Origin of the sequence: Myroides sp. NP-2 (genome assembly GCF_014145665.1) — a bacterium.
GTDB lineage: Bacteria > Bacteroidota > Bacteroidia > Flavobacteriales > Flavobacteriaceae > Flavobacterium.
Window position 1 is genome coordinate 70,226 of the sequence record NZ_JACHTD010000004.1, and the last position, 22,966, is coordinate 93,191.

Sequence of the window (22,966 nt, forward strand, 5' to 3'; positions counted from 1 at the left end):
TGGAAGAGTAAAAGTAGTTTTTTAAACAGGGTTAGCCTATCCCTAAAAGTAGTGGTTTTATTTGTGCGTACAATCCAACACAAAAAAATGATAAAGTAGATTCAGCTTGGATTGCTTTATTGCTCTAGTATTAGAGAAAAAACCAAAATTTATCAACGCCTGCCTAAGCATGGTTTTCTGTTTCTTTTTAATTGTAAATAGTTAGCTTTTAATCGTTTATATTGTATTCGATTGTTTCTTTTTTTAGCTCAATACCCCTCATTTTCTCACCACCTCTCTCACCCAAAAAAGCATAATGATTCCCTAACAATTCAATAACCTTAAATTCTAGGTGTAAAATCAATTATTTCACTCCTTTACTAAACCAAACTACGGATTATAGTTGTGAGTGAACAAGAAATAAATAAGCGAAGATGTATTCAATATCTCGCGAAAGAATGCACGGAAGAAGAGCGAATTACCTTCGAAATAGATTTGCTTTTCGACGAAGCGTTGAAGGGTGAATACGATAGTTACTCTTTGCTTTGGAAGGCTTATCCGACCAATAGGGAGCTTTATCTACAAGCTAAACAACAAACAAAAAAGAAAAAACAGGGCAACGCTTTTTTTATACGTGTTGCTTGTTCCATTTTGTTTATGATTGGCAGCCTTCTTACGAGCTACCTTTTGTTTGAGCCTCATGTACCACCTGCACAAGCAGAATATCTCATTTATACCAATGTGGCTGGGTCGCGCAAGACAGTGACCTTAGCCGATGGCAGCGTCGTTTTACTCAACGGACAGGCGCGATTGCAGTTTACTCAGAATGATTCCCTTCGTTTAGCTTGGTTGGAAGGGGAAGCTTTTTTTGATGTCGTCAAAAATGTACAGAAAAAATTTGTAGTCAAACACGAAGATTTAGAAGTCGAAGTTATAGGAACGCAGTTCAGTGTAAATACATGGGGACAAGAGAAGCAAGTGGCTTTACTCTCCGGTAAAGTACTGGCAAAGTTAGGCAATGGCGAACAGCTCTACCTCAAACCCAACGAGCAGTTGCTGTGGAATACCAACTTAGGCGAGGTAAAGCGCGTGAAGTCTGATGTTGATCAACAACTAAGCTGGAGACATGACCAGCTCGTTTTTGACAATCTTCCCATGGTACAAGCCCTTGAGCAAATCAATCAATTTTACGGCGTTTCCTTTGTGATTCACGATCCTGTATTGGCACAAAAGCGAATTACAGGGGTATTTGACCAACCTTCTGTAGAGGCGTTTATTCAGGCCTTGACATTTATTGCTAATTGCACCATCACCTCAAACAATAACCACTATTTAATCGAACCTTATGCCCACTATTCTCTATCAGAAAAGCAACCCTAAACCGGAGGAAGATCTGCTGTTATTTCAAAAAATAGCCCAGGGAAGTAGAATTGCCTTTGAGCAGTTTTACGTCAAGTACTACCAATACTTATGTCGCTTTGCGCATAGTTATGAAAAGGACAGCTACCTCGTGGAGGAAAAAGTATCGGATGTGTTTTACTATATCTGGCAGCGAAAAGAAGAGCTCGGTAGAATTGAAAATCCCAAAGTTTACGTATTTACCATGACCAAGAATATGTTGTTTCAGCAGAAGAAAGTAAGTCGAAAAACAACCATAGACCTCGATTTTGAATCAGTAGAACACAACTATTACGTCTCGACAATTGAGGATGATATTATTCAATCCGAACAAGAAGCAGATCTCAGACAAGCGCTCTTGAAAATTGTCGATAAAATACCGCCTAAATCCAGGCGTATCTTCGAAATGAGTCGGATTGATGGACTCAAATACCACCAGATAGCGACGGTTTTAGATCTGTCTGTCAAAACTGTTGAGAGTCATATGCAGATTGCGCTCAAGACGATTTCCCTTATGCTAACCCAAACAAATAAAAATAAATAACACACAATGATGAAAAAAAGCGTTTTACTAGCCACTCTTACACTTGCTAGTATAGCAACCCAAGCCCCCCCTTTGTATGCAACACCCAATGCGCATGTACAAGGACAAGTAAAAAAAACAACTAAGCTGAAATTAAGCCCAAACAAGGCCACACTAAAACAGGTGTTTGACCAAATAGAGCAACAAACCCAACAGCGCTTTGTCTATCTTGCGGATGCAATTGCGACAGATCAAACCTATGAATTTGTAAAAGAATACGATTCTGTAGAGGTATTACTTCGCGATATAAGTGCCAAGGCCAACATTGCGTTTCAGACACAAGGCAATCAGATATTGGTGCAATCCAACACAGCAGTTCAACAACAACTAGCCACGCTTAAAGGAAAAATCGTCGATCAGGATGGGTTAGCAGTGATAGGAGCAAATGTACGCGATGCCAACAATGAGTTTATTGCGGTAACGGATATGGATGGACAATTTGAATTGACAGTGACTCGCGTTCCTATTTCGCTTTCGTTTTCCTTTATGGGGTACAAAACCAAATGGGTATCCTTTTCAAAGAGTAACCAGCATATTTTGGTCCAGCTAGAGGAGGACAATCAAATGCTAAATGAGATTGTAGTAACAGGGCAGGGAGCTGATGTACAGAAGAAGCGTTTGGCGAATAATGTTACGGTTGTTAAAGCGAGTGAATTGGAGAAGATTCCCGCTCAACGCGTCGATCAATTATTGGCGACTAAATTGCCTAATGCGCAAATTAACCTGACAGGAGGACAAGCTGGATCTACTTCTTTGATCCGTTCTCGCGGGGTAAATTCAGCTTTTTTGAGCAGTACTCCGATTATTTATATTGACGGTGTGCGCTTGGACAACAACAATACACGTGCTTCACTCGGTGGGAGTGCACAAGGGGCATCAATGAGTTCTATTGCCGATATTCCCATGGATAATATTGAAAAAATTGAGTTTATTAATGGGGGAGCAGCGACTACACTTTACGGATCGGATGCTGCTAATGGGGTGATTCAGATTTTTACCAAAAAAAGAGGAATGCCGGGAACCTATGTCAATGTGTATACCGAAATGGGAGTGGAAACCCCAACGACGGATTTCTTGTACTTTGATCGCACCAAAGACCTGTTGTTTGAAAATGGTTTTTATCAAAAATACCGTTTAAACCTCAACGGTGAATCAGATAGTGGGTTCGGTTATAACTTTTCAACGAGTTATCAGAACTCTTCTGGGGTACAAATTCACAAGCAAAATGCAAACCAAAAGTTTGATTTAAGTTCAGGTTTTCACGCCAAATTATCAGAGGATGTATCGTATGAAAGTTCGTTTCTATACGTGCATAATGCGTATAAGAGAAACCGAAATGGAAACCAAGGAGGGTATACCGGACTTTGGTTTGCTGAAGATGGGGCGTCAAAAATTACGGGACCAGGGTTTAACAATCGCTTAGACGAGCTCAACGATGCTGAATTTGAAGCCATGAAAACATTTGTCGATCAGGCAGAGCGCTTGCAAGACAATAATATTGTAGTCAATCGATTTACGACCTCTCAACAATTTAAGTACAAGCCCTTGGAAAATTTGTCGTTTAAATTAGTGGGGGGACTTGACTACCGCATTCAAGATCAGGAGAATATAGAAACCAATGAGTACTTGACAGCTACCAAAGGACAGTTGATTAAAGATCAGGGAAGTATTCAAAAAATACAGCGTAAATACTTGGGGTTAACTGTTGAATTCAATGGGCAACATCAGGTAGACGTTAACGATTTCTCTTTTATTACCACAGTAGGGGGGCAATTGTTTCGAAATTCAGATAATCAGACTTTAATTGAGGGTCGCAATATTCGCGATGGAGCCTATTCAATTTCAGAGGCTGCCATTCGAACCAGTGATGAATACATCAGTGAAGTGTTGAATTACGGGTTTTACCTCTCTGAAAATGTGGGTTATAAAGATAAGTTGTTCTTGGATTTAGGCGTGCGTGGAGACCGCAATCCGTCCTTTGGAAAGAATATAGGCGTACAATATTATCCCAAAGTAGGGGCGTCTTATATGCTATCTCAAGAGACGTGGTTTGCCAATAAAATTGTCAATACTTTGCGCTTAAGAGGAAGTTATGGGGTAGCGGGTAATTTACCACCAGCCTATGCCAATGAGCGCACGGTGGCGTTTGATGGATATTTAGGCGATCAAGCTACGCGTTTTAGTCAACCAGGTAATGACGATTTACGCCCAGAGAAAACCCATACGTGGGAAACAGGTGTAGATGCGTCGTTTTGGAATAATCGATTAACACTTTCGGTGGGTTACTACTACTCTAAAACAAAAGATGCTTTGTTTTACGTACCACCAGCCCCGTCAAGTGGGTATACAAAGAGCCAGCTTTACAATATTGGAGAGATTGAAAACAAAGGGTTTGAGATGAATTTCTCCCTTGATGTTGTTGATTTACAAGATTGGAATGTTACCCTAACGGGATCAGTAAATACGTTGAGAAACAAGGTGTTGAGTACAGGAGGAGCGCCAGCTTTTAACATCAATGGTTTTAGTTCAAGAACCTTGCAAACCGTTGTAGAAGAAGGAAGACCCGTTGGGTTTATCCGTGGAAATTACGGAGTAATCGGTGCTGATGGTACCTTGGAAGAAACCATTCCACAAGCGTATTTGGGCACTACCATTCCCGAAGTATTTGGAAATATTGGGTTGAATCTACGCTATAAAAATTGGAGTTTGTTCGCCAATGCCAATTACCAAACAGGAGGATATGCAGCCAATTGGGATGCACAGTTTAGATACAACTACGGAGCGTCTGACGATTTCGTTCCCCTAGAGGAAATCGAGAAAAACGGTAGAAAAAACTGGTTGAACTTGACCAATCGCTTTGTTGAAAAAACAGATTACCTAAAAATTAGAACCATTGGGTTATCCTACTATTTGAGACCGTCAAATCCTAGCTTGTATCAGTCGATTACGTTTGGATTTACTGTGGCTAATCCGTTCAATTTTACTGCTTCTTCTTTTGATCCAGAAGCGACAATTAGCGGTGCTGCACAAGGACAAGGAGGTGCGTCAACAGGAGGTATTGCCTATGCGACCTATTCTGCTCCAAGACAGTTTTTAGGTTCTATTAAAATTAATTTCTAAGTCGAAAAAAATCATGAGAAAAATAACAATTGCCCTAAGTTTTGTTTTCACAGCTGCCCTAACAATGGTGAGTTGTGTTGACAACCCCTATGTAACAGAAGAAAACTATTTAAACAAACCTAATGCTGGTCATAGCTGGGTAGTAGGATTGCAAAAGCAATTGGCTTTGACCACTAATATTGTGGTGATTAATGCTGAGATTACCTCGGATAATTACTTCAATAATTACACCCAGTATTCTAAAGTGTTTGACCAGCCTCAAATTGACTATTTCGACCCCGATGTCAACAATTTACAAGCGAGTATTCAAGCCTTGCGCGAGATGGCGGTATATGGAATAGAGGTGGTTTTGCCCAAAGATCCAACCCTAACAGAAGAACAAGTGGCATTTATGCACTTTTGCAAGGGCTATGCACAACTTTTAGGAGGTGAGTTTTTCCTAGGATTACCCGAATCGAATTTAGGTAAAATCAGTACCACAACAGACATGCTCAACAAAGCGGTTGAAAGCTTTGCCGTTGCATATGACATGGAAACCAAAGCGGAAGTAAAAAATGCTTATGCCTTGTTTATGGCTAGGGCTTACTACCGTTTAGGTAATAAAGCACAAGCCAAGCAATATGCTGAAATTGCCATTACTACGCCAACACTGTTGTACAACATTCAATTTGACGGCAAGAATAGCGTGCCGAATGAAATGCAAAATGCTACCTATGACGCATTGCCAAATCGCTTAGCGCCTTTGCCTCGTTTAGATTATTTAGATCCTAAGTTCTTTTCTGTGGGAACTCCACAAAACGATCAAAAATCACTAGCCTTAGCTAAGGCGGAAGAAGGCTATCTCATTTTAGCAGAATGGGCTTTGGCTACGCATGATTTAGCGATGAGTAAGCAATACCTCTACCAACTTTTAGAGGTTGTAGAAGCTCGACCAACCGAATTAGTAGACGATAAAAAAGAAACGAGAAATGGTGGAATTCGCTCAGACTATCCACTCAAAGAAGTAGGCATTCGCTTTGATGCAAATTCACCAGAAAAACAAGGGTATGTTGTGGATCGCCAAAAAGGAAAAGTAGTGGTTAGCAAAGTATCGGGTACCAAAGTGACTAAGGCAGATTTAGAGTCTATCACTTCAGCCGATGAGTTGTTGTATACCATTTATTTATTGCGTCAAGAGATCTTCATTAGCGAAGGGCGTCGATTGGCTGATTTGGGAATAAAATACCCGATTTCTCAAATTGAAGAAGGGAATAACCCCCATGTTTCTGGGGCGTTTACCAAGGTGTTAATTCCCGAATTTATTCCACTTCAAGCGGGAATGGACGATTTTACAACCGATGCAGTAACTGGCGTTGTTACCATGAAATACGATATGAACAAAGTATTGGTGGCTCATAAGAATAGTCCTTACATCATGCCTTTACTCAAATAATTCCACACAGATGAAAAAAATAATTATAACCTTGAGTTTGAGCTGTGCTTTTGGAGTAGTGAGTTTTGCTCAAGACATAAAACACGTGATATTGGTGAGTATAGATGGATTTCGACCAGAATTTTATCAGGAGGAAAAGTGGGGAACACCAAATTTAAAACAGATGGCCAAACAAGGGGTATCTGCCCATGGGGTACGCACTATTTTTCCATCGGTGACTTATCCCTCACACACCACTTTATCTACAGGTACGTTGCCGCATAAGCACGGGATCTACTACAATACGACAGTAGGAGAACAAGGACAACCTGGCCAATGGATTTACGACAGCAAAGATGTTCAGGTGGCGACTATTTGGGAGAAAGCCAAAGAAAAAGGGCTGACAACGGCTTCTGTGTCTTGGCCTATTACGCTCCACAATGCCGGAATTGATTACAATTTACCTGAAATATGGGATTTTAATAAGCCGATGGATCGCATTACCCCAACTAAAGCATTTGCGACACCCTCTGGATTATTCGATGAGGTGCTGACACATGCCTTGGGCCAGATTCACTACAATCAGTTTAACTTGAGTAGTTTAGCTATGGATGAGAACTTAGGGCGCAGTGCGGCATACTTGATTAAAACCTATAAACCTAATTTGTTAACGGTTCACTTACCCATAACCGATGGTGCCCAACACAGTCAAGGAAGAGAAGGTGATGAGGTGGAGCGAGCGATTGCCGGAGCTGATCAAGCAGTTGGTGCGATATGGGAGGCTGTAGTTCAAGCAGGATTAGCAGAACAAACGCTTTTGCTGGTGACAGGTGATCACGGTTTTGTGTCGACAGATTTTAGTTTGTCACCCAATATCTGGCTGAAAGAGGCCGGTTTGTTTGATCGTGCGTTTTTCTTTTCTACGGGAGGTAGCGCTGTTTTGCAAGTGAAAGACCCAAAGGACAAGAAAATTGTGGAGGAAGTTCATCAAGTGATTCGTCAACTTCCCCTGCGTTATCAAGCCATGTTTGAGGTGATTAGCGCACAAATGATTCGCGAGAGAGGAGGAGAACCAAGTGCTCAATTGGCCTTGTCAGGAAAATTAGGGTATGCCTTTTCCAACCAATCATCGGGAGAAGTGCTTCTACCAAGTAAAGGCGGAAAACACGGGTATTATCCCAATTTCCACGAAATATACACAGGTTTTGTCGCTTATGGCAAAGGGTTGAAAAGTGGATTGGTGGTCGATCACCTGCATTTAGAAGATATTCCTGTTATCATCAGCAAGGTACTGCAGTTCGATCTGCCCGAGGCAGAAGGAACCTATTTACCGCTGTTTGATGTGAAGAAATAGAACGGTTATTTTATTTTAGCTACTACATAGACGGTGTAACTGTCTTGTAATTAAAACCTCATCTCCTTGTAGATGGGGTTTTTTTGTTGTATGTTCTTGTAAATTGGTGTTTTATCAGGGTGGGTTTGTGTTTTTATTCCCTGCTGAACAGGACTAGCAGCGGGATATAGGTGAAATTTTCAATTTAATTTCTATGCTGTACCTAAAGTTAACCGTAGAACCCCGTTATTTGCATGGTAAAAAACAGTTGAAATAAATTAACTACTCCAAGTTATTTCAGTTTTATGTAATGGAGTATTGGTAATACTGGGGTTCCAGTTCATTGAATATGACTTTTAAACAATTAAATATAATCCAACCAATCTTAACAGCGATTGAGACTATTGGATATAATCAACCTACTGCCATACAAGCGCAGAGTATTCCTTTTATTTTAGAAGGACACGATATTATAGGATGTGCACAAACGGGGACGGGCAAAACAGCTTCTTTTTCTATTCCTATATTACAGCTGTTACATCAGCAAACAGCTCCCAAAAAAGGCATTCGTTCCCTTATTTTAACGCCAACAAGAGAGTTAGCTATTCAGATTGATGAGAATTTCAAAGCGTATTCTACGCATTTAAAAATAAAGCACTTAGCTATTTTCGGTGGAGTTTCTCAACACAAACAAGTCGGACAACTCAAAAAAGGGGTCGATGTTGTTATAGCCACTCCAGGTCGTTTGTTAGACTTGTTGAATCAGCAGTTGATTTCACTTCAACACATAGAAATTGTGGTTTTGGATGAAGCTGACCGCATGTTGGACATGGGATTTGTCAAAGATGTCAACAGAATATTTACTAAAATTCCCACAAAAAGACAAACGCTATTCTTCTCAGCGACTATGCCAGTTGAGATTAAGAAACTAGCCATGCAATTGGTGCGAAATCCGAAGGAAGTTCATGTATCTCCTGTGTCTTCTACAGCAACCACTATTGAACAATCCGTTTATTTTGCAGAGAAAGACGAGAAATTAGATTTGCTTTTTTCCCTATTGAATGATGCGACTATTGAGCGCTCCTTGGTGTTTACTCGTACGAAACACGGGGCAGATCGCTTGGCAAAAAAGTTGGGCAATATGGGAATTGCTGCAGCTGCCATACACGGTAATAAATCTCAAAACGCTAGACAACGCGCCCTGAGTGATTTTAAAGCAAATAAAATGCGCGTATTAATCGCTACGGATATCGCGGCTAGGGGAATTGATATAGAAGAATTACCCCATGTAGTCAATTACGAATTGCCCAATGTTCCAGAGAGCTATGTTCACCGAATTGGACGAACAGGACGTGCTGGCGCCGCTGGTGTGGCTGTTTCCTTCTGTGCAGAAGATGAGGTAAAAGACCTAAAGAAGATAGAGAAAGTAATTGGCATTAAAATTCCTGTTAAGGCAAATCCATCGGCTATATCAAGAACATCCACACCAGAAGTGAAAGAGGTTCGTACCGAAAAAAAACACAGCGAGGTGGCGCAAAAAAGACAAAAAAGAAATAGTCAACGAGGGGAAGGACAGAACCGTAACCGTCAAAAGAGCAAAGAACACCGAGCAACGAACACCGAGCGACGAGCAACGAACAACGAGCGACGAACACCGAGCAACGAGCGACGAACACCGAGCAACGAGCGACGAACGACGAGCAACGAACGACGAGCAACGAACAACGAGCAACAGAAAACATCAGGAGGAACAATCACATCAAGGAGGCGATAAAAACTAACCGTAAACCTCAATGAATATAGGGTACTGTGTGCCCGCTAATAAATACAATTCACTAGTAAATAATACCAAATTAAAGACTAGTGAATTGTATAAAGTAATTTATTCTTTTATATGCATTTATTGTATTGGGTTAGCTTCGCTTATTCTTATTGATTTCATCCTGAAGTTGACGTCTGATTTTTTGTTCGCGTTCCAACGCTAATTTTTTGTACTCTTCGAGTTCACTTTCTGCGTCTATTTGCTTTTTACGCGCGTCTTTCGTGTCCGTAAAACTCTTTTTGAACTGAATAAACAAAATAACCAACGACAGGAGCAATACTAGAATAATGGACCATACGATTATTTTAAAGGTGCTTTTGTGGGTGCTAATCCCTATAAAATCGAGATTGTTTTCTTGTTCAATAGCTACAGATAAGTCTTTTTGAAGCACTTGTAGTTGATTGGACAAGGAGTCAACCGTCGTTTTTTGTTGGCTCAACGCACTGTTGTCTTGTCGAATCGTCGATTGTAAATTGACGATGGAATCTTTTACATTTTGTTGGAGCTGTTGTAACTTATTTTTTTCTACTACCTTGTAATTCTGCCAGTTATTTGACTGGCTGATTAATGTGTTAAATTGATTTTCGATGGTGTTTGTATGACTTTGTGCATAGGAGCACAGGGTAACTGTTAGTAAGGTGGCAGATAAAATAATTGTTTTTTTCATTAAATAAATTTTTGAGTATATTTTTCTAATCGCATATATAAAGTCAGAATAAATTACCTATAAAACGTAAATATATCTAGAAAAATATAGGGGCGCAAAAATTAATTCGCAAAACGCATATTAGGCGATTAAATGAGCTATGCTACCAGGGCTGCAATTGAGCTATCCATATACTGCTCTTCTGCACCTTGAACGTTCGTTTGTATTCGGATTATGGTCGTACACAACTAAACAAAAATAGCGGTAGTCGGTTTGAGTAGGTATAGCAGCAGTTCTATTGGGAAGATGTCGTCAATTTGATTTTCGTTTGTACACCTGCCTCTCCCAAAATAAAAAGAAATAAGGCACTGCCTTGTCAGTAGAAAAGAGTTAAAAGTCAACAAAAAAAGCCCAAATAAGTAGGCTTGGTATTGCCAATTCAATTCAATTGATGAACTTTGAATAAATATCTTTGTATATGATAGACAATCAAATTAATGCAGATGAGTTTGTTTCCAAGTTCATGGATATGAGTAGGAATCATTTAACCTATATTCCTACTCCGATTAAAATTTTTGCACTAAAAGACATTGCGCCTTACCTCAAGATTCCGATTCCCCCCATTTTCTTTGGTTACAATTTGTTGATTCACTTGACCAAGGGGTATTTTACCCAGCGCATTGATTCGACAACCTTTACAGTAGAAGCCCCTGCGGTTTTGCTGTGTAACTACGGCTATATTTCGGCTATCGAATCTGTGGATAAGTCTGCAGAAGGGTATTGTGTATTGATCAAGGAACAGGCGATGACCTCCATGTTTCGCGAAACCCAAATCTTGAATATTTTTACCATTTCACCTTTGCTCAATCTCAATGCGCAAAACAGTGCTACGCTTACTAACCTGCTGGATTTACTGCATACCGAAATTCACAGCGATAAGCCCTATAAAGAACTGTATGAAAGCATTTTTAAGACTATTGCTTTGAAGGTGATTAAGTTGTCGGATGCTACCCGCGCTATCGAACGCAAACAAGAAATCGCCATTGCATTTAAACAACTCGTCCATTTGCACTTTAATAAACAAAAGACGGTTGATTTTTACGCTGATCAACTCAAAGTGTCGATCAATTACTTGAATCGCTGTGTTTCTGCAGTATACCAAAAATCATCTAAGCAACTGATCTTGGAAATTGCCATTATCCACAGCCAACTTTTATTGTTGGAAACCAATAAGAGTATCGCTACCATTGCCTATGAGCTCGATTTTGTCGATCCTTCCTATTTTGCCCGACTTTTTAAAAAACACGTTGGTATTACCCCTTCAGCCTATCGAAAAATTTAACTAGTAACAGATTTTGTTAATGCACGATTTGTCCTAGTTTTAATCTAAACTATCATATTTGTTTCGCAATCAGCTTCTTAAATTTGTTCGAAGTAGTGTTTGATCGTACTTATCTATGGGGAAGAATAAATTACTTCCAATTTTTTTATTCCAGTGGAGGAGTAACTATCAAGCAGTAAAGTTTTTAAATGAAATAAGGAGTAAGTTATGAATGCAGTAGTAGAACAGATCGATTTTAATACCTATATCACAGCGTTTAAGAAGCAATTAAAGTATTTGTTTCGCGAAAAATACAATTATAATGACATGGGGCTGACCCGTGATTTCCCGGCTGAGTTAATGGAGGAGATTATGGAGGAAAAACCGTTGGCTGTTGCCATTCCCACGGAGCATGGTGGGCGAGGAGTACAAGTAAAAGAGTGCTTGCAAATACTCGCTGCTGCTTCGTATGAATCATTGCCCTTGTCGTTGATGTTTGGGATTAATATTGCGCTTTTTTTGGAACCACTGGCAAAATACGGTCAACCAGCTGTTCAGCAACGCGTCTTTCAACAGTTTATGGAAAACAAAGCCATGGGCGGTTTGATGATTACAGAAAAAGCCCACGGCAGTGATGCTTTGAATATGAAAACGGCATTTCAACACAAAGAAGGCCTGTTCTATATTAAAGGACAAAAACACTGGCAGGGCTTGAGTGGTGCGGCTGATTTTTGGTTGGTAACAGCAAGAGAAACCAAAGCTAACGGAGAACTGTCTCGCGATATTGACTTTTTTGTTTCTGAAAACAACAGAGCTGATCAGCATATTCCGATGACACATCGCTATAACAACTTAGGACTTTACGCCATTCCGTATGGCATAAACGAAATAGATATTGCCGTTCCTTCTGAGCAAAAGCTAGTAACGGAAAGCACGGGAATTAAGTTAATGCTCGATACGCTACACCGCAGTCGATTGCAATTTCCAGGGATGGGATTGGGTTTTATTCAACGATTGTTAGACGAATCATTGGCGCATTGTCAAGAAAGACAAGTAGGAGGCGTTTCACTGTTGAGTATAGATTCGGTAAAAAATCAAATTGCCAAGATTCAAGCGGCTTATACCCTGTGTTCGGGTATGTGTATTTTCAGCGTAGCGACAAGTGGCATTGAGAATGATTTAGCTTCGATGAGTATTGAGGCCAATGTACTCAAAGCGGTGGTGACGGATTTAATGCAAGAATCAGCTCAAATTAGCTTGCAATTAGCAGGGGCTAATGGATATCGCTTGGACCATATTGCAGGGCGATCACTGGTGGACTGTAGACCTTTTCAGATTTTTGAGGGTTCCAATGAAATGTTGTATACGCAAATTGCCGAAGGAATTGTCAAATTGATGCGCAAAGCCAAGGAAACCAATTTATATCGCTTTTTACAAGGATATGAACGCAGCAAGAAAAGTGTGGATTTGTTTCCTACCTACTTTGATTTTACGGTAGACAGCACAGTCAAACAACGCAATATGTTGCTCATTGGCAAGATGCTTTCTCGTGTCATTAGCTTTCAATTTGTGTTGGAAATGGACGATTTTAACCCCCAACTCGTAGAGATTACCCGTCAACAAGTGGAAGCGGATTTAGCTGCGTTTTACGGACAGTTTATGACCCAAAATGATGTGGATCCTATCTTGGATTATCAAGTCAACTCAGATTGGACGCGTTTTTAAACCTAGATACTTTGACTAAATAAATAAGAGGGTGTCCTTTTGGGACACCCTCTTTGTATGGTATAAAACGCAACTTTTTCCTTTGATTAAATCTTCTTGCAAGTAAAACGAATGTTAAACTCCGATCTCGCGGATTTGGCAATCCTTGCCTTTAGCTAGTCCGATAGCGCAAATTCCTCTTTTTACAATCGTTTTGTTCTATTCAGATTCTACACGAATACGCTACAAAATCACATCAGTCAAAATTAACTTGAAATACCCCCTTCCGTGTTTGTCCATTATTGGGCAAAAAAGCACAAAAGGGTTTGTTTTTCCTTCAATAAACAACACAAATAACTGTTTTTCAGTTGTTTATTTGGTTTTGTTTTAGTTTTGTTCGGGTCTTCTTCGATAAACCTTCGTATTTACGGGGGTTTAAGCCCGATTTACCGAAGCTGACTCGAACATGACTCGAACATGACCCGAACAAATCCCAACACCCTTTACTGATTTACTACAAGAAATTAAACACTTCTTTTTCGTCTAAATTCATGTGAAAATAAAAAGCTGCACGATTGGGGGGCCGCGCGATCGGGACAAACAATAAAAAAAACCGTCTACAAAAGGCGGGATTCTGTTTTTTAGGCTTTTTAGACAGCTCCTATCTTTGCCCCCTCTTGAGCCTCTGCCTATAAAATGCAAATTTTACTTTCCTTCCTAGTATCGACTGCAAGAAGTTGGTTGACCATGTGTTTTATCCGTATCTTTAAGCACTATTTAACGAAAAACTATGAAGATAGGAGAAGATGCTTTAGGCGTAAGCAAAAAAGACGCAACTAAGATTGTAAGCCTTGTGATTATAGGCTATATCCTTTTGGGAGTGCTAATGGATTGGTTATTTGACCGAAGCCTGGAAGCGTGGTACTATTATTTGGTAAAAGGTGTGCTGTTTGGTGTATTTTTCTCCTTGGTATTTTACTTCTTTTTGAAGAAGATGACCAAAGGAGTTTTACTTCAATTAGATTTACCTTTAGAAGAAGGTGAAGTCTTGGAAGCTTATGGCGTTGCCAATTTATTTTTAAACCGACAAGCTATTGGAGGAAAATTAGGCATCACCCAAGACTATTTACTGTTCCACTCTCATAAATTTAATTTTACGAAAAAAACGGTCCGCATTGCTTTTGCTGATATACAGCATATCAAACCATGCAAAACTATGGGGTTGATCGACAATGGGGTAAAGGTGATCTTGGCGGATCAAACGTGTCGTTTTGTGGTAAATGATCGCACAAAATGGATGGAGTTGTTGCAGGAAAAACTCAAGTAAAAGAACAGGATGAACGAGTGTTACGACCAAGACCCAAAACAAGAGTAAACGCCATGAAAAAACATACCTATACCTATACGCCAAGTTGCAAAGCACTGGTTGTCTTTAGCAAACCAACAGTAGATTTATATCAGGAGCCTTATTTGAATGAAATAGAGGATTTGTCTATTGACAATGCCGCTGCCTTTCAGGTTGATCTAACGAAATTTCCTCGGGTAAAAAGGCTTACTATCGCCACGAAAGAGCCTTATACCCTAGATGATCTCGCTCATTTACAGCAGTTGGAAGAAATAAATACCAATTGTTCTTTACCTGAAAGTGTAACGGAGCTCAGCCAATTAAAGACGATAAAATTAAGTGATCAAGCGCTGTTACACGCACCAGTGACATTGAAGGATGCAGCTGTTACCTCGTTGTCACTCTATTATGCTCCAGAAGGAGAGTTGCCTATTCCCATGCCTGATTTTGTATATCAAATGACCCAGTTAGAAGAATTGGACTTGACGCTGTGTAATTTTTCTGAATTAAGTGAAGAAATCAATAGGCTTACTCAATTAAAGGTGTTAAAGATCAGGTGTTCTATGACGTATTTAAGTGATTTTCCCTCCTTATCAGGCCTATTGAACCTGCGCCATCTCGAGATAAATGGAGAAACAGTACAAGGACAATTAAGACCTAAATTCGCCCTTTTTTCAAAAGTTTTGGAACAAGTGTGTCAGCTGAGTGAATTGGAAACATTGGATATCAGCAGTTGGTATCCGAAGAACCAAAAAGAGCGAATAGCCTTTGAGGGAAAGAAAAATTCTCTACCTGATATTTTTGATCGCTTTCATAAGCTAAAGAAACTGACGATCGCGTGGATGAAGTTGGATTATTTACCACCCTCTATTTTTCAACTGCACAGCTTAGAAGAATTGAATATAGTTGCTAATTATCTAGCAGAAGAAGAGCTTGATCATTTGCAACGACAACTACCTCAACTGAAAATTGTCGGAAGAGGACACAACAAGAGCCGTTTTTAATCGAAGCGCAAAGACAAAGAACAAAAAAACAAAAAGATGAAAAGAGCGTTAAGCATTGTATTACTTGTGATAGTATGCCTGAGTTGCGGTAAAAAAGAAGGGCGTATAGACGACCTTGAAGTTCGCAATGGAGTGACCTATGAAAAAAAGGCAACCAAAGCATTTGCTGGAATTGCTAGGAGTTATCACGCAAATGGACAAGTAGAGGTAGAGGAACAGTATAGCCATGGTAAGTTGGAGGGCATTAGCAAGCGCTATTATGCAGATGGACAGCTAAGAGTAGAAGTCAACTTTGCACAGGGTGAACGAGAGGGAATTATGAAGGAGTATGATCCACAGGGACACCTCCTTATGGAAACCACGTATAAGAAAGGAAAGGTAGACGGAAATAAGAAAGAGTATTATACTAGCGGACAAGTTGCCATTGATGCAAGCTTTAAAGCGGGAAAACTGCATGGCGGAAGTAAAAAGTATACAGAAACGGGACAACTGATTCTGGAAACAAACTTTAAGGATGGACTAGAAGATGGCGTAACGAGAGGATACTATGAAAACGGACAACTAGCCGTTGAAACGCATTATAGCAACGGGAAATTAGATGGAGTGAGCACGGAATATCACAAGAACGGACAACGATCAGGAGAAGCGAGCTATAAGGATGGAGTATTAGATGGGATAGTTAGGGGATATGATGCTGATGGACAATTGATCGGAGAGGCAACCTATGTCGATGGGATACTGAAGGAGAGTAGTAAAAAGGAATAGGGATGTCACTGTACAAGAATTGGATTAATTGATTTTTATAGAAGTCATGTTTTTTCTTTATAAAAAAGCTTTTTGATTTTCTATTTTTTTAGGCCTAATATCTAGTTATTTTACTTTTTTTTACAACGCGTTTTTACGCGTTTTTTTTATGATTCTGATCATCGGATCAAGATTATTTTTTAGCAATTACAGAGTAAATTCAGGTTTTTGTAACAATAAGTATTTGTATTAGGTTTAGAATATCTTCTTTTTAAAATACGTATCTACTTTAAAATCAATTTATTGTGTTTGGAATTGACAAATGTCCCCTATTTGTCCACCCCCTAAATTAGCATTGTTTTAACAAAATGAAATACCTTGTTCTCAATTGTGTTCTTTGTTGACTACATATAAAACGAAGAATGCGATTTTTAATCCCCTTAACTAGAACATAGAATGAAGCAAAAATGGCGTTTACAAGGGCTTTTTTATTTGGTTTTTCACGTCCAATCGTCGCCCAGATTCAGACTAGATCAGAGTCAGATTATAGCTGTTTTTTACTTAGTAACGGCTCAAAGGATTGGCCTAGCTAAGTTGGAGATTTACAGGATGAACTAAACGAATAATGATGAACAAACAACTACTTTTAATAAGCTTTCTACTTGGTATGCTTTTATCGGCACAGCTAATCAAAGGACAAAATTATACCCCTTTAGCGATCACCTCTGGTTTTAATGAAGATGTTATTGCAGAGGATCGGCCTGCATCGACTTATACTACTGCAGCGGTTGATGCAACAAATTCTGGTGCGAATAATGCGTTTATGAGTAAGAATTACCCCGATGCTACGGTAGGACTACCAGAAAATGGATTAATTCATTCTATTGCTACAGCTACGCCTGGATTGACTTTTCAACTAGCGGATTACGATAAAAAGAACAGCTTAAAGATTAATGCGGATAATGGAACAGGTACTTTAACTGTTCAAATTACACAGAAGCTAAGTATACTCTATATTTTAGCCACTTCGGGTAGTTCCGTTTCAACGTTTACGGGAACAATTACTTTTACAGATGGAACGCAACAAGCTTTTGCTACACAATCTGTTCCCGATTGGTATGATCAAGGGACACCGGCAATTGCCATTATGGGAATTGGAAGAGTTCCTCGTTCTGGAAGCGAAAATCCAGATAATAATACAACGAATCCTAAGCTATTTCAAGTTGCCATTGATATTGACATGGTGAATCAAGATAAGATCATTCAACAAGTGGCTGTTATTAAAACAAGTTCAACAAGTGGATTTTTAAATATTTTTGCTTTATCCGGTGAAATTACGCCCACATGTAGAAAACCAGTAGATTTAGGCATTCAGAATTTGACGGCAACAAGTGTGGAGTTAACCTGGAACAGTCCAGGTCATGCGTTTGATATCAAATGGGGAGACCGAAACTTTGCCGTTGCAACAGCTGGAACTTTAGTACCTGGTTTTGCTAATGGAGGTACACTTACGGGCCTAACCGCTGATAGGGATTACGACTATTATGTACGCCGGGATTGTGGTGCTGTAGATGGAGTAAGTACCTGGGCAGGGCCTTTTCGATTTAGAACAGGATATTGCATACCGACAGGAGCTACAAATAATCCAGATGAGATTCTAAATTTTACACTGTCCAATCTAAATAACAATTCTGTTCCTTCTGAAGGAACAGCTGGCTATAAGAATTATGCTGGAACAGTTGAGCCTGCCGTACTAGAACTAGGGGAAGCCTACGTAGCTTCTTTGACTAGTGGACCAGGATCTGGACTTCACGGAGCTGCGATTTGGATCGACTATAATAATAATCTTGTTTTTGATGCCAATGAGCAAGTGAGTGTAATTGGCAATACGATATCACCGAGTACCACGGTTGATTTTCCAAGTTTTACTGTTCCTGCAACTGTACAACCTGGTCTATACCGACTAAGAGTACAATACCATCACAATAAACCTGGGGCTGATTTAGATCCTTGTAGGCTGGCCCATATTTATGGAGAAACGGAGGATTATAGGATTGAAATTATACCTACACCTACCTGTTTTCGACCACTAGATAGCCGCGTACAACGAGTTACTAAAAATTCGGCCCATGTGGTTTGGGATGCTCCGATACAAGGAGATCCACCTGCTTTGGGATACAAAATTGAAGTTAGAACAAGTGGGCGTCCAGGTGATGCTACAGGGTTAGTTCGTACGCTAACTACAACTAATTTATCAGAAACGATAACGGGATTAGCGATTGAAACAGATTATCTTGTTTACATTCAATCCCTTTGTAGTACAACAGATGAAAGTGCTTGGAGCAAGGTAGCCTTTACGACCTTATGTGATTATCCTGAATATGAATTAACAACAGATCCTACAGATTTATCGTTCTGTGGTTCTCGTGCGGTTACTTTAGAAGTGGACACGCAAGGAATCGTCAATTGGTATGATTCCGAAACAGCCACAACGCCAATACACACCGGAAATACCTATACCACTACAGTATCAGCTACTTCTTCCTTTTGGTATCAAGTTGTTACCCCTGACACGGCTACAATTCCAACTGGTCCTTTAGATGCTGAAGCAGTCGGTTCGTTTAGAAATGATTGGACTACGGCTTGGGGGGTGTATTTTACTATTTTAGAACCAACCGTATTAAAGAGTATTGATATTTATCCTACTAAGGCGGGACAATATGGTAAAATGAAATTTGTACAAAGAGGAGGAACAGGAGCCACCATAGGGGAGATCAATTATACCACAGTGGGTGATTTAACGGCAGAAAAACAAGTCGTTCCTATTAATATTCGATTCGAACCAGGAGACTACACCATAGAAACCGATTTACCAGACGATGGTATTCTTAGAAATATAGCTAATGCGTCCTATCCTTATTCCTCAGCAGTAGCTTCTATTACAGGCAATGAATACAACCCTTCGTATTATATGGGCTATTACAACTGGATTTTTGAAACGGGATGTAAAGCAATGCGAGAAGAAGTTGTCGTTACTGTCATGCCATCTCATAGTATTGCGAATGCAACAGTAGCGGTTACGGAAACAGAAGGAGCTACCTTACAGATTACTTCAGCCGCTTCGTCCTTTACGATAGAATATGGATTAAGGGGGTTTGAACAAGGAACAGGAACCGTTGTTGAAGGAGTAGGACATTCCTACGGTTTCAACAGCTTACGCGGGTATACCGCCTATGATGTGTATATACAAGCTCAACCTTGTGGTCCTTTATATGGTCCTCTGACTTTTACTACCCAAGCACCAACGGATACCCAAGTGATTACAGTTTCAGACCTTAGTAAAAACTATGGGGATCTGCCTTTTGTTACTGGTGCATCGGATAGTGGATTGCCGTTGAGCTATCAGGTTGAAAACGAAGCAGTAGCTGTTTTTGAACAAGGACAATTGGTCATTAAAGGAGCTGGTACAACGCGTATTACAGCGAGTCAAGGAGGAGATGCACAATATGTACCTGCTGCAGATGTCGTTTTTACCTTAACGGTCAATAAGGCTCTGTTGACGATTACGGCAGAGGCGAATCAACAGAAAACATATGGTGATCCAGATCCTGTATTTACGTTTGATGTGGATGGATTGCAGTATGAGGATGACGCTAGTATAGTCACTGGACTGGGGAGAGCTGCTGGAGAGGCTGTAGGAACTTATCCCTTAGAACAAACAAATCTAACTGCAGGGCCTAATTATGAGCTTACTTTTGTAGGCGCTGATTTTACGATAACGGAGGCGATCTTAACCGTAACTGCAGATGCGCAAACCAAAGCCTATGGAGCAACTGATCCTACCTTAACTTATGAAGTTACGGGATTACAAAACGGAGATCAAGCCACACAGGTAATAACTGGACAGCTTGCTCGTCAGGCAGGAGAGTCTGTGGGTACCTATGCGATTAATCAAGGTAGTTTAGCAGCAAATACCAATTATACTCTGGTGTATGAAGGGGCCGATTTTACGATAACTGAAGCGATCTTAACGGTAACGGCGGATACGCAAACCAAAGCCTATGGAGCAACTGATCCTGCCTTAACTTATGCGGTTTCAGGATTACAAGAAGGAGACGATGCTGTTACTGTTCTAAGCGGAAGCTTAGTGCGTCAGGCAGGAGAGTCTGTGGGTACCTATGCGATTAATCAAGGCAATTTAGCAGCAACAGCTAATTATACCCTAGTGTATGAAGGCGCGGATTTTACGATAACTGAAGCGATCTTAACGGTAACGGCGGATACGCAAACCAAAGCCTATGGAGCAACAGATCCTGCCTTAACTTATACGGTTTCAGGATTACAAGAAGGAGACGATGCTGCTACTGTTCTAAGCGGAAGCTTAGTGCGTATGCCAGGAGAGTCTGTGGGTACCTATGCGATTAATCAAGGCAGTTTAGCAGTAAGCGCGAATTATACCCTGGTGTATGAAGGAGCTGATTTTACCATAACCGAAGCAATCTTAACGGTAACTGCAGATGCGCAAATCAAAGTATATGGAGCAACTGATCCTGCCTTAACTTATGCGGTTTCAGGATTACAAGAAGGAGACGATGCTGCTACTGTTCTAAGCGGAAGCTTAGTGCGCGAGGCAGGAGAGTCTGTGGGTACCTATGCGATTAATCAAGGCAATTTAGCAGTAAATGCCAATTATACCCTGGTGTATGAAGGCGCTGATTTTACCATTTCACCGATTGAATTGGTTATTTATCCGCAAGAAAACCAAGCCAAAGAATACGGTACTGCTGATCCTGTTTTGACCTTTACCGCAGTTGGATTAAGCAATGGAGATACCCTAGCAATGGCTTTACGCGGTGTATTAGGTCGAAATGCAGGCGAAAATGTAGGTCGTTATTCCTACACCTTAGGAAGCTTAGAAAGTATTGGAAATAATTATGTATTGCACTTAGATACAACCGAGCGTTTTGAGATTACGCCTACTTCAATCGATATTGTTGTTGATGCAGGGCAATACAAGCGTCATGGACAAACAGACCCTGTATTGAGGTATACTATTCAAGGATTGCGTCGTGGCGATTATCCCGCTAATGCAATGACGGGACAGTTAGAACGCGAGGCAGGGGAAGCAGTTGGTCATTATACTATTACACAAGGAAGCCTTTCCCCACGCGCGAATTACATCATTCGTTCGTTTACAACAGCAACTTTCGAAATTAAAAGAGCTGCAATACAAGGGCTTACCTTGCCTTCAAAATCGGTTGTTTACGATGGAGAGGCTCAGTATTTAGAAGTAGAAGGAGCGTTAGAAGTTGGGACAACGGTAACCTACGAAAACAATGGACAAACACAAGTAGGTCGTTATACCGTAGTGGCTACTATTGCAAATGAACCCAACTACGAACCACTCCGCTTAGTGGGCATCTTGACTATTACACCAGCAGAGCAATACATTCGCTTTGAAGCTGTGTCTACGGTGGTACTAGAAGATACGCCATCTTTGCCACTTCAAGCAGTGGCTAGTTCTGGTTTAGCTGTAACCTATACGATCGATGACCCTGCTGAACAAGTTATTGCACAAGTGGATACAGCTGGAGTGATTCACTTTTTAAAACCGGGGTTTGTAACGGTAACGGCCCATCAAGAGGGAAATGCCAATTACAAAGCCGCAGCTCCCGTATCGCGTACCATTCAAGTGAGAAGTAAAAATACAGCCCTAGATAACTTAGTTGTCGATGGGGTATCCTACGGTAAGATTCAACGCGAAGTATATATTGCCGTCGGTTGTGAAGGACCTATAAACAGCGTTTTCCTTGAAGTTGAAACAGCAGCAGGCACTTTAGTTCTCCCGTCTTCTACTATCGTCCTTGCTCTTCCTGAATACGGAAAGCATAAACAAGAAATCGAGGTTATAGCGGAAGATGGCATTCATCGAGAAACCTATACTGTGATTATTGAAAAGAGAATGCCATGGGAAGGCGTTTTACTACAGAAATACGACAACCTCGTTTTTGTCAATAACAATTCCAAAACCAATGGAGGCTATGTATTTACTAAATTCGAATGGTATAAAAACGGAGAAAAAGTAGCGGACAAACAACTGTTTTCCGAAGGAGGAACATCGAGTGATTTGTTGGATCCTGCGGCTGAATACTACGCTGTACTTCACACCAGTAGAGGCCAAGTATTTACGACTTGTCCGATGCAAGTGACGCGAAAAAATACCTATGCCATGGCGGTGTATCCGAATCCAGTCGACAAGAATAAGCCTTTGACTGTTCGATTTGATTATCCCGTAGGGACGTTTAAAACAAGTGAATATACGATTTACAATACCCTTGGACAATTGATGACCAAAGGCCAGTTAGAACAGGCGGTATCCGTCATTGACTTGCCAGTTGACCTTGCGGCTGGAGCCTATATTTTGGTGATTAAAGTCGATGGAAAACCACAATCCGTTCGATTTATCGTCAAGTAATACAAAAAGCGCTTGCTGTTTACATACAGCAAGCACTTTTTTTTGAGACGAGGGTAAAAATCAACGCGCTCAACCTAGACG

At 40.4% G+C, this 22,966-nt stretch carries 13 protein-coding genes; 12 read left to right on the forward strand and 1 reads right to left on the reverse strand.

Annotation, left to right across the window (positions count from 1 at the left end):
• The first annotated feature begins 384 nt into the window (after positions 1–384).
• From H4K35_RS05435 to H4K35_RS05460, 6 genes are all read left to right on the forward strand, one after another.
• A complete protein-coding gene (locus tag H4K35_RS05435) occupies positions 385–1,359 on the forward strand; it encodes a FecR domain-containing protein (RefSeq protein WP_182626373.1) in 975 nt (324 codons plus the stop codon).
• A complete protein-coding gene (locus H4K35_RS05440; protein ID WP_182626374.1) occupies positions 1,325–1,921 on the forward strand; it encodes a sigma-70 family RNA polymerase sigma factor in 597 nt (198 codons plus the stop codon). Before H4K35_RS05435 ends, H4K35_RS05440 begins: the two co-directional genes overlap by 35 nt.
• A gap of 6 nt (positions 1,922–1,927) precedes the next feature.
• Positions 1,928–5,080: a TonB-dependent receptor gene (locus H4K35_RS05445; protein WP_182626375.1), complete on the forward strand. Its 3,153-nt coding sequence runs from the start codon at positions 1,928–1,930 to the stop codon at positions 5,078–5,080.
• A gap of 13 nt (positions 5,081–5,093) precedes the next feature.
• A complete protein-coding gene (locus H4K35_RS05450) occupies positions 5,094–6,512 on the forward strand; it encodes a tetratricopeptide repeat protein (protein WP_182626376.1) in 1,419 nt (472 codons plus the stop codon).
• A gap of 10 nt (positions 6,513–6,522) precedes the next feature.
• The gene (locus H4K35_RS05455; protein WP_182626377.1) at positions 6,523–7,845 is read left to right on the forward strand and encodes an alkaline phosphatase family protein; all 1,323 of its coding nucleotides are present in this window, start codon (positions 6,523–6,525) and stop codon (positions 7,843–7,845) included.
• Between the two features lie 328 nt (positions 7,846–8,173).
• Positions 8,174–9,598 carry a DEAD/DEAH box helicase gene (locus H4K35_RS05460; protein ID WP_182626378.1) on the forward strand — a complete coding sequence of 475 codons (1,425 nt, stop codon included), beginning with the start codon at positions 8,174–8,176 and terminating at the stop codon, positions 9,596–9,598.
• A 139-nt stretch (positions 9,599–9,737) separates the two neighbouring features.
• Here the strand turns inward: H4K35_RS05460 and H4K35_RS05465 are convergent, their stop codons facing one another.
• Complete coding sequence (locus tag H4K35_RS05465; protein WP_182626379.1) at positions 9,738–10,313, reverse strand: hypothetical protein; 576 nt, start codon at positions 10,311–10,313, stop codon at positions 9,738–9,740.
• A gap of 457 nt (positions 10,314–10,770) precedes the next feature.
• On the opposite strand from H4K35_RS05465, the gene H4K35_RS05470 reads away from it, so the two are divergent.
• The 6 genes from H4K35_RS05470 to H4K35_RS05495 all read left to right on the forward strand — a co-directional run bounded on the left by H4K35_RS05470 (position 10,771) and on the right by H4K35_RS05495 (position 22,885).
• Positions 10,771–11,634, forward strand: coding sequence for an AraC family transcriptional regulator (locus H4K35_RS05470; protein ID WP_182626380.1), 864 nt, complete (start codon positions 10,771–10,773; stop codon positions 11,632–11,634).
• Between the two features lie 207 nt (positions 11,635–11,841).
• Positions 11,842–13,338: an acyl-CoA dehydrogenase family protein gene (locus tag H4K35_RS05475; RefSeq protein WP_182626381.1), complete on the forward strand. Its 1,497-nt coding sequence runs from the start codon at positions 11,842–11,844 to the stop codon at positions 13,336–13,338.
• 769 nt (positions 13,339–14,107) lie between these two features.
• Positions 14,108–14,644, forward strand: a complete 537-nt coding sequence (locus H4K35_RS05480; RefSeq protein WP_182626382.1) for a hypothetical protein — start codon at positions 14,108–14,110, stop codon at positions 14,642–14,644.
• The gene (locus H4K35_RS05485) at positions 14,611–15,666 is read left to right on the forward strand and encodes a leucine-rich repeat domain-containing protein (RefSeq protein ID WP_182626383.1); all 1,056 of its coding nucleotides are present in this window, start codon (positions 14,611–14,613) and stop codon (positions 15,664–15,666) included. Before H4K35_RS05480 ends, H4K35_RS05485 begins: the two co-directional genes overlap by 34 nt.
• A gap of 36 nt (positions 15,667–15,702) precedes the next feature.
• Positions 15,703–16,431 (forward strand): toxin-antitoxin system YwqK family antitoxin, encoded by a 729-nt coding sequence (locus H4K35_RS05490; protein ID WP_182626384.1) that lies wholly within the window; start codon positions 15,703–15,705, stop codon positions 16,429–16,431.
• Positions 16,432–17,035: 604 nt separating this feature from the next.
• Positions 17,036–22,885 (forward strand): MBG domain-containing protein, encoded by a 5,850-nt coding sequence (locus tag H4K35_RS05495; protein ID WP_182626385.1) that lies wholly within the window; start codon positions 17,036–17,038, stop codon positions 22,883–22,885.
• The last annotated feature ends 81 nt before the right edge of the window (positions 22,886–22,966 follow it).

Coding starts and splice junctions, on each gene's coding strand:
- H4K35_RS05450 (WP_182626376.1), top strand. CDS start 5,094: ATGAGAAAAATAACAATTGCCCTAAGTTTTGTTTTCACAGCTGCCCTA.
- H4K35_RS05455 (WP_182626377.1), top strand. CDS start 6,523: ATGAAAAAAATAATTATAACCTTGAGTTTGAGCTGTGCTTTTGGAGTA.
- H4K35_RS05475 (WP_182626381.1), top strand. CDS start 11,842: ATGAATGCAGTAGTAGAACAGATCGATTTTAATACCTATATCACAGCG.
- H4K35_RS05445 (WP_182626375.1), top strand. CDS start 1,928: ATGATGAAAAAAAGCGTTTTACTAGCCACTCTTACACTTGCTAGTATA.
- H4K35_RS05490 (WP_182626384.1), top strand. CDS start 15,703: ATGAAAAGAGCGTTAAGCATTGTATTACTTGTGATAGTATGCCTGAGT.
- H4K35_RS05470 (WP_182626380.1), top strand. CDS start 10,771: ATGATAGACAATCAAATTAATGCAGATGAGTTTGTTTCCAAGTTCATG.
- H4K35_RS05485 (WP_182626383.1), top strand. CDS start 14,611: ATGGATGGAGTTGTTGCAGGAAAAACTCAAGTAAAAGAACAGGATGAA.
- H4K35_RS05460 (WP_182626378.1), top strand. CDS start 8,174: ATGACTTTTAAACAATTAAATATAATCCAACCAATCTTAACAGCGATT.
- H4K35_RS05465 (WP_182626379.1), bottom strand. CDS start 10,313: ATGAAAAAAACAATTATTTTATCTGCCACCTTACTAACAGTTACCCTG.
- H4K35_RS05440 (WP_182626374.1), top strand. CDS start 1,325: ATGCCCACTATTCTCTATCAGAAAAGCAACCCTAAACCGGAGGAAGAT.
- H4K35_RS05480 (WP_182626382.1), top strand. CDS start 14,108: ATGAAGATAGGAGAAGATGCTTTAGGCGTAAGCAAAAAAGACGCAACT.
- H4K35_RS05495 (WP_182626385.1), top strand. CDS start 17,036: ATGATGAACAAACAACTACTTTTAATAAGCTTTCTACTTGGTATGCTT.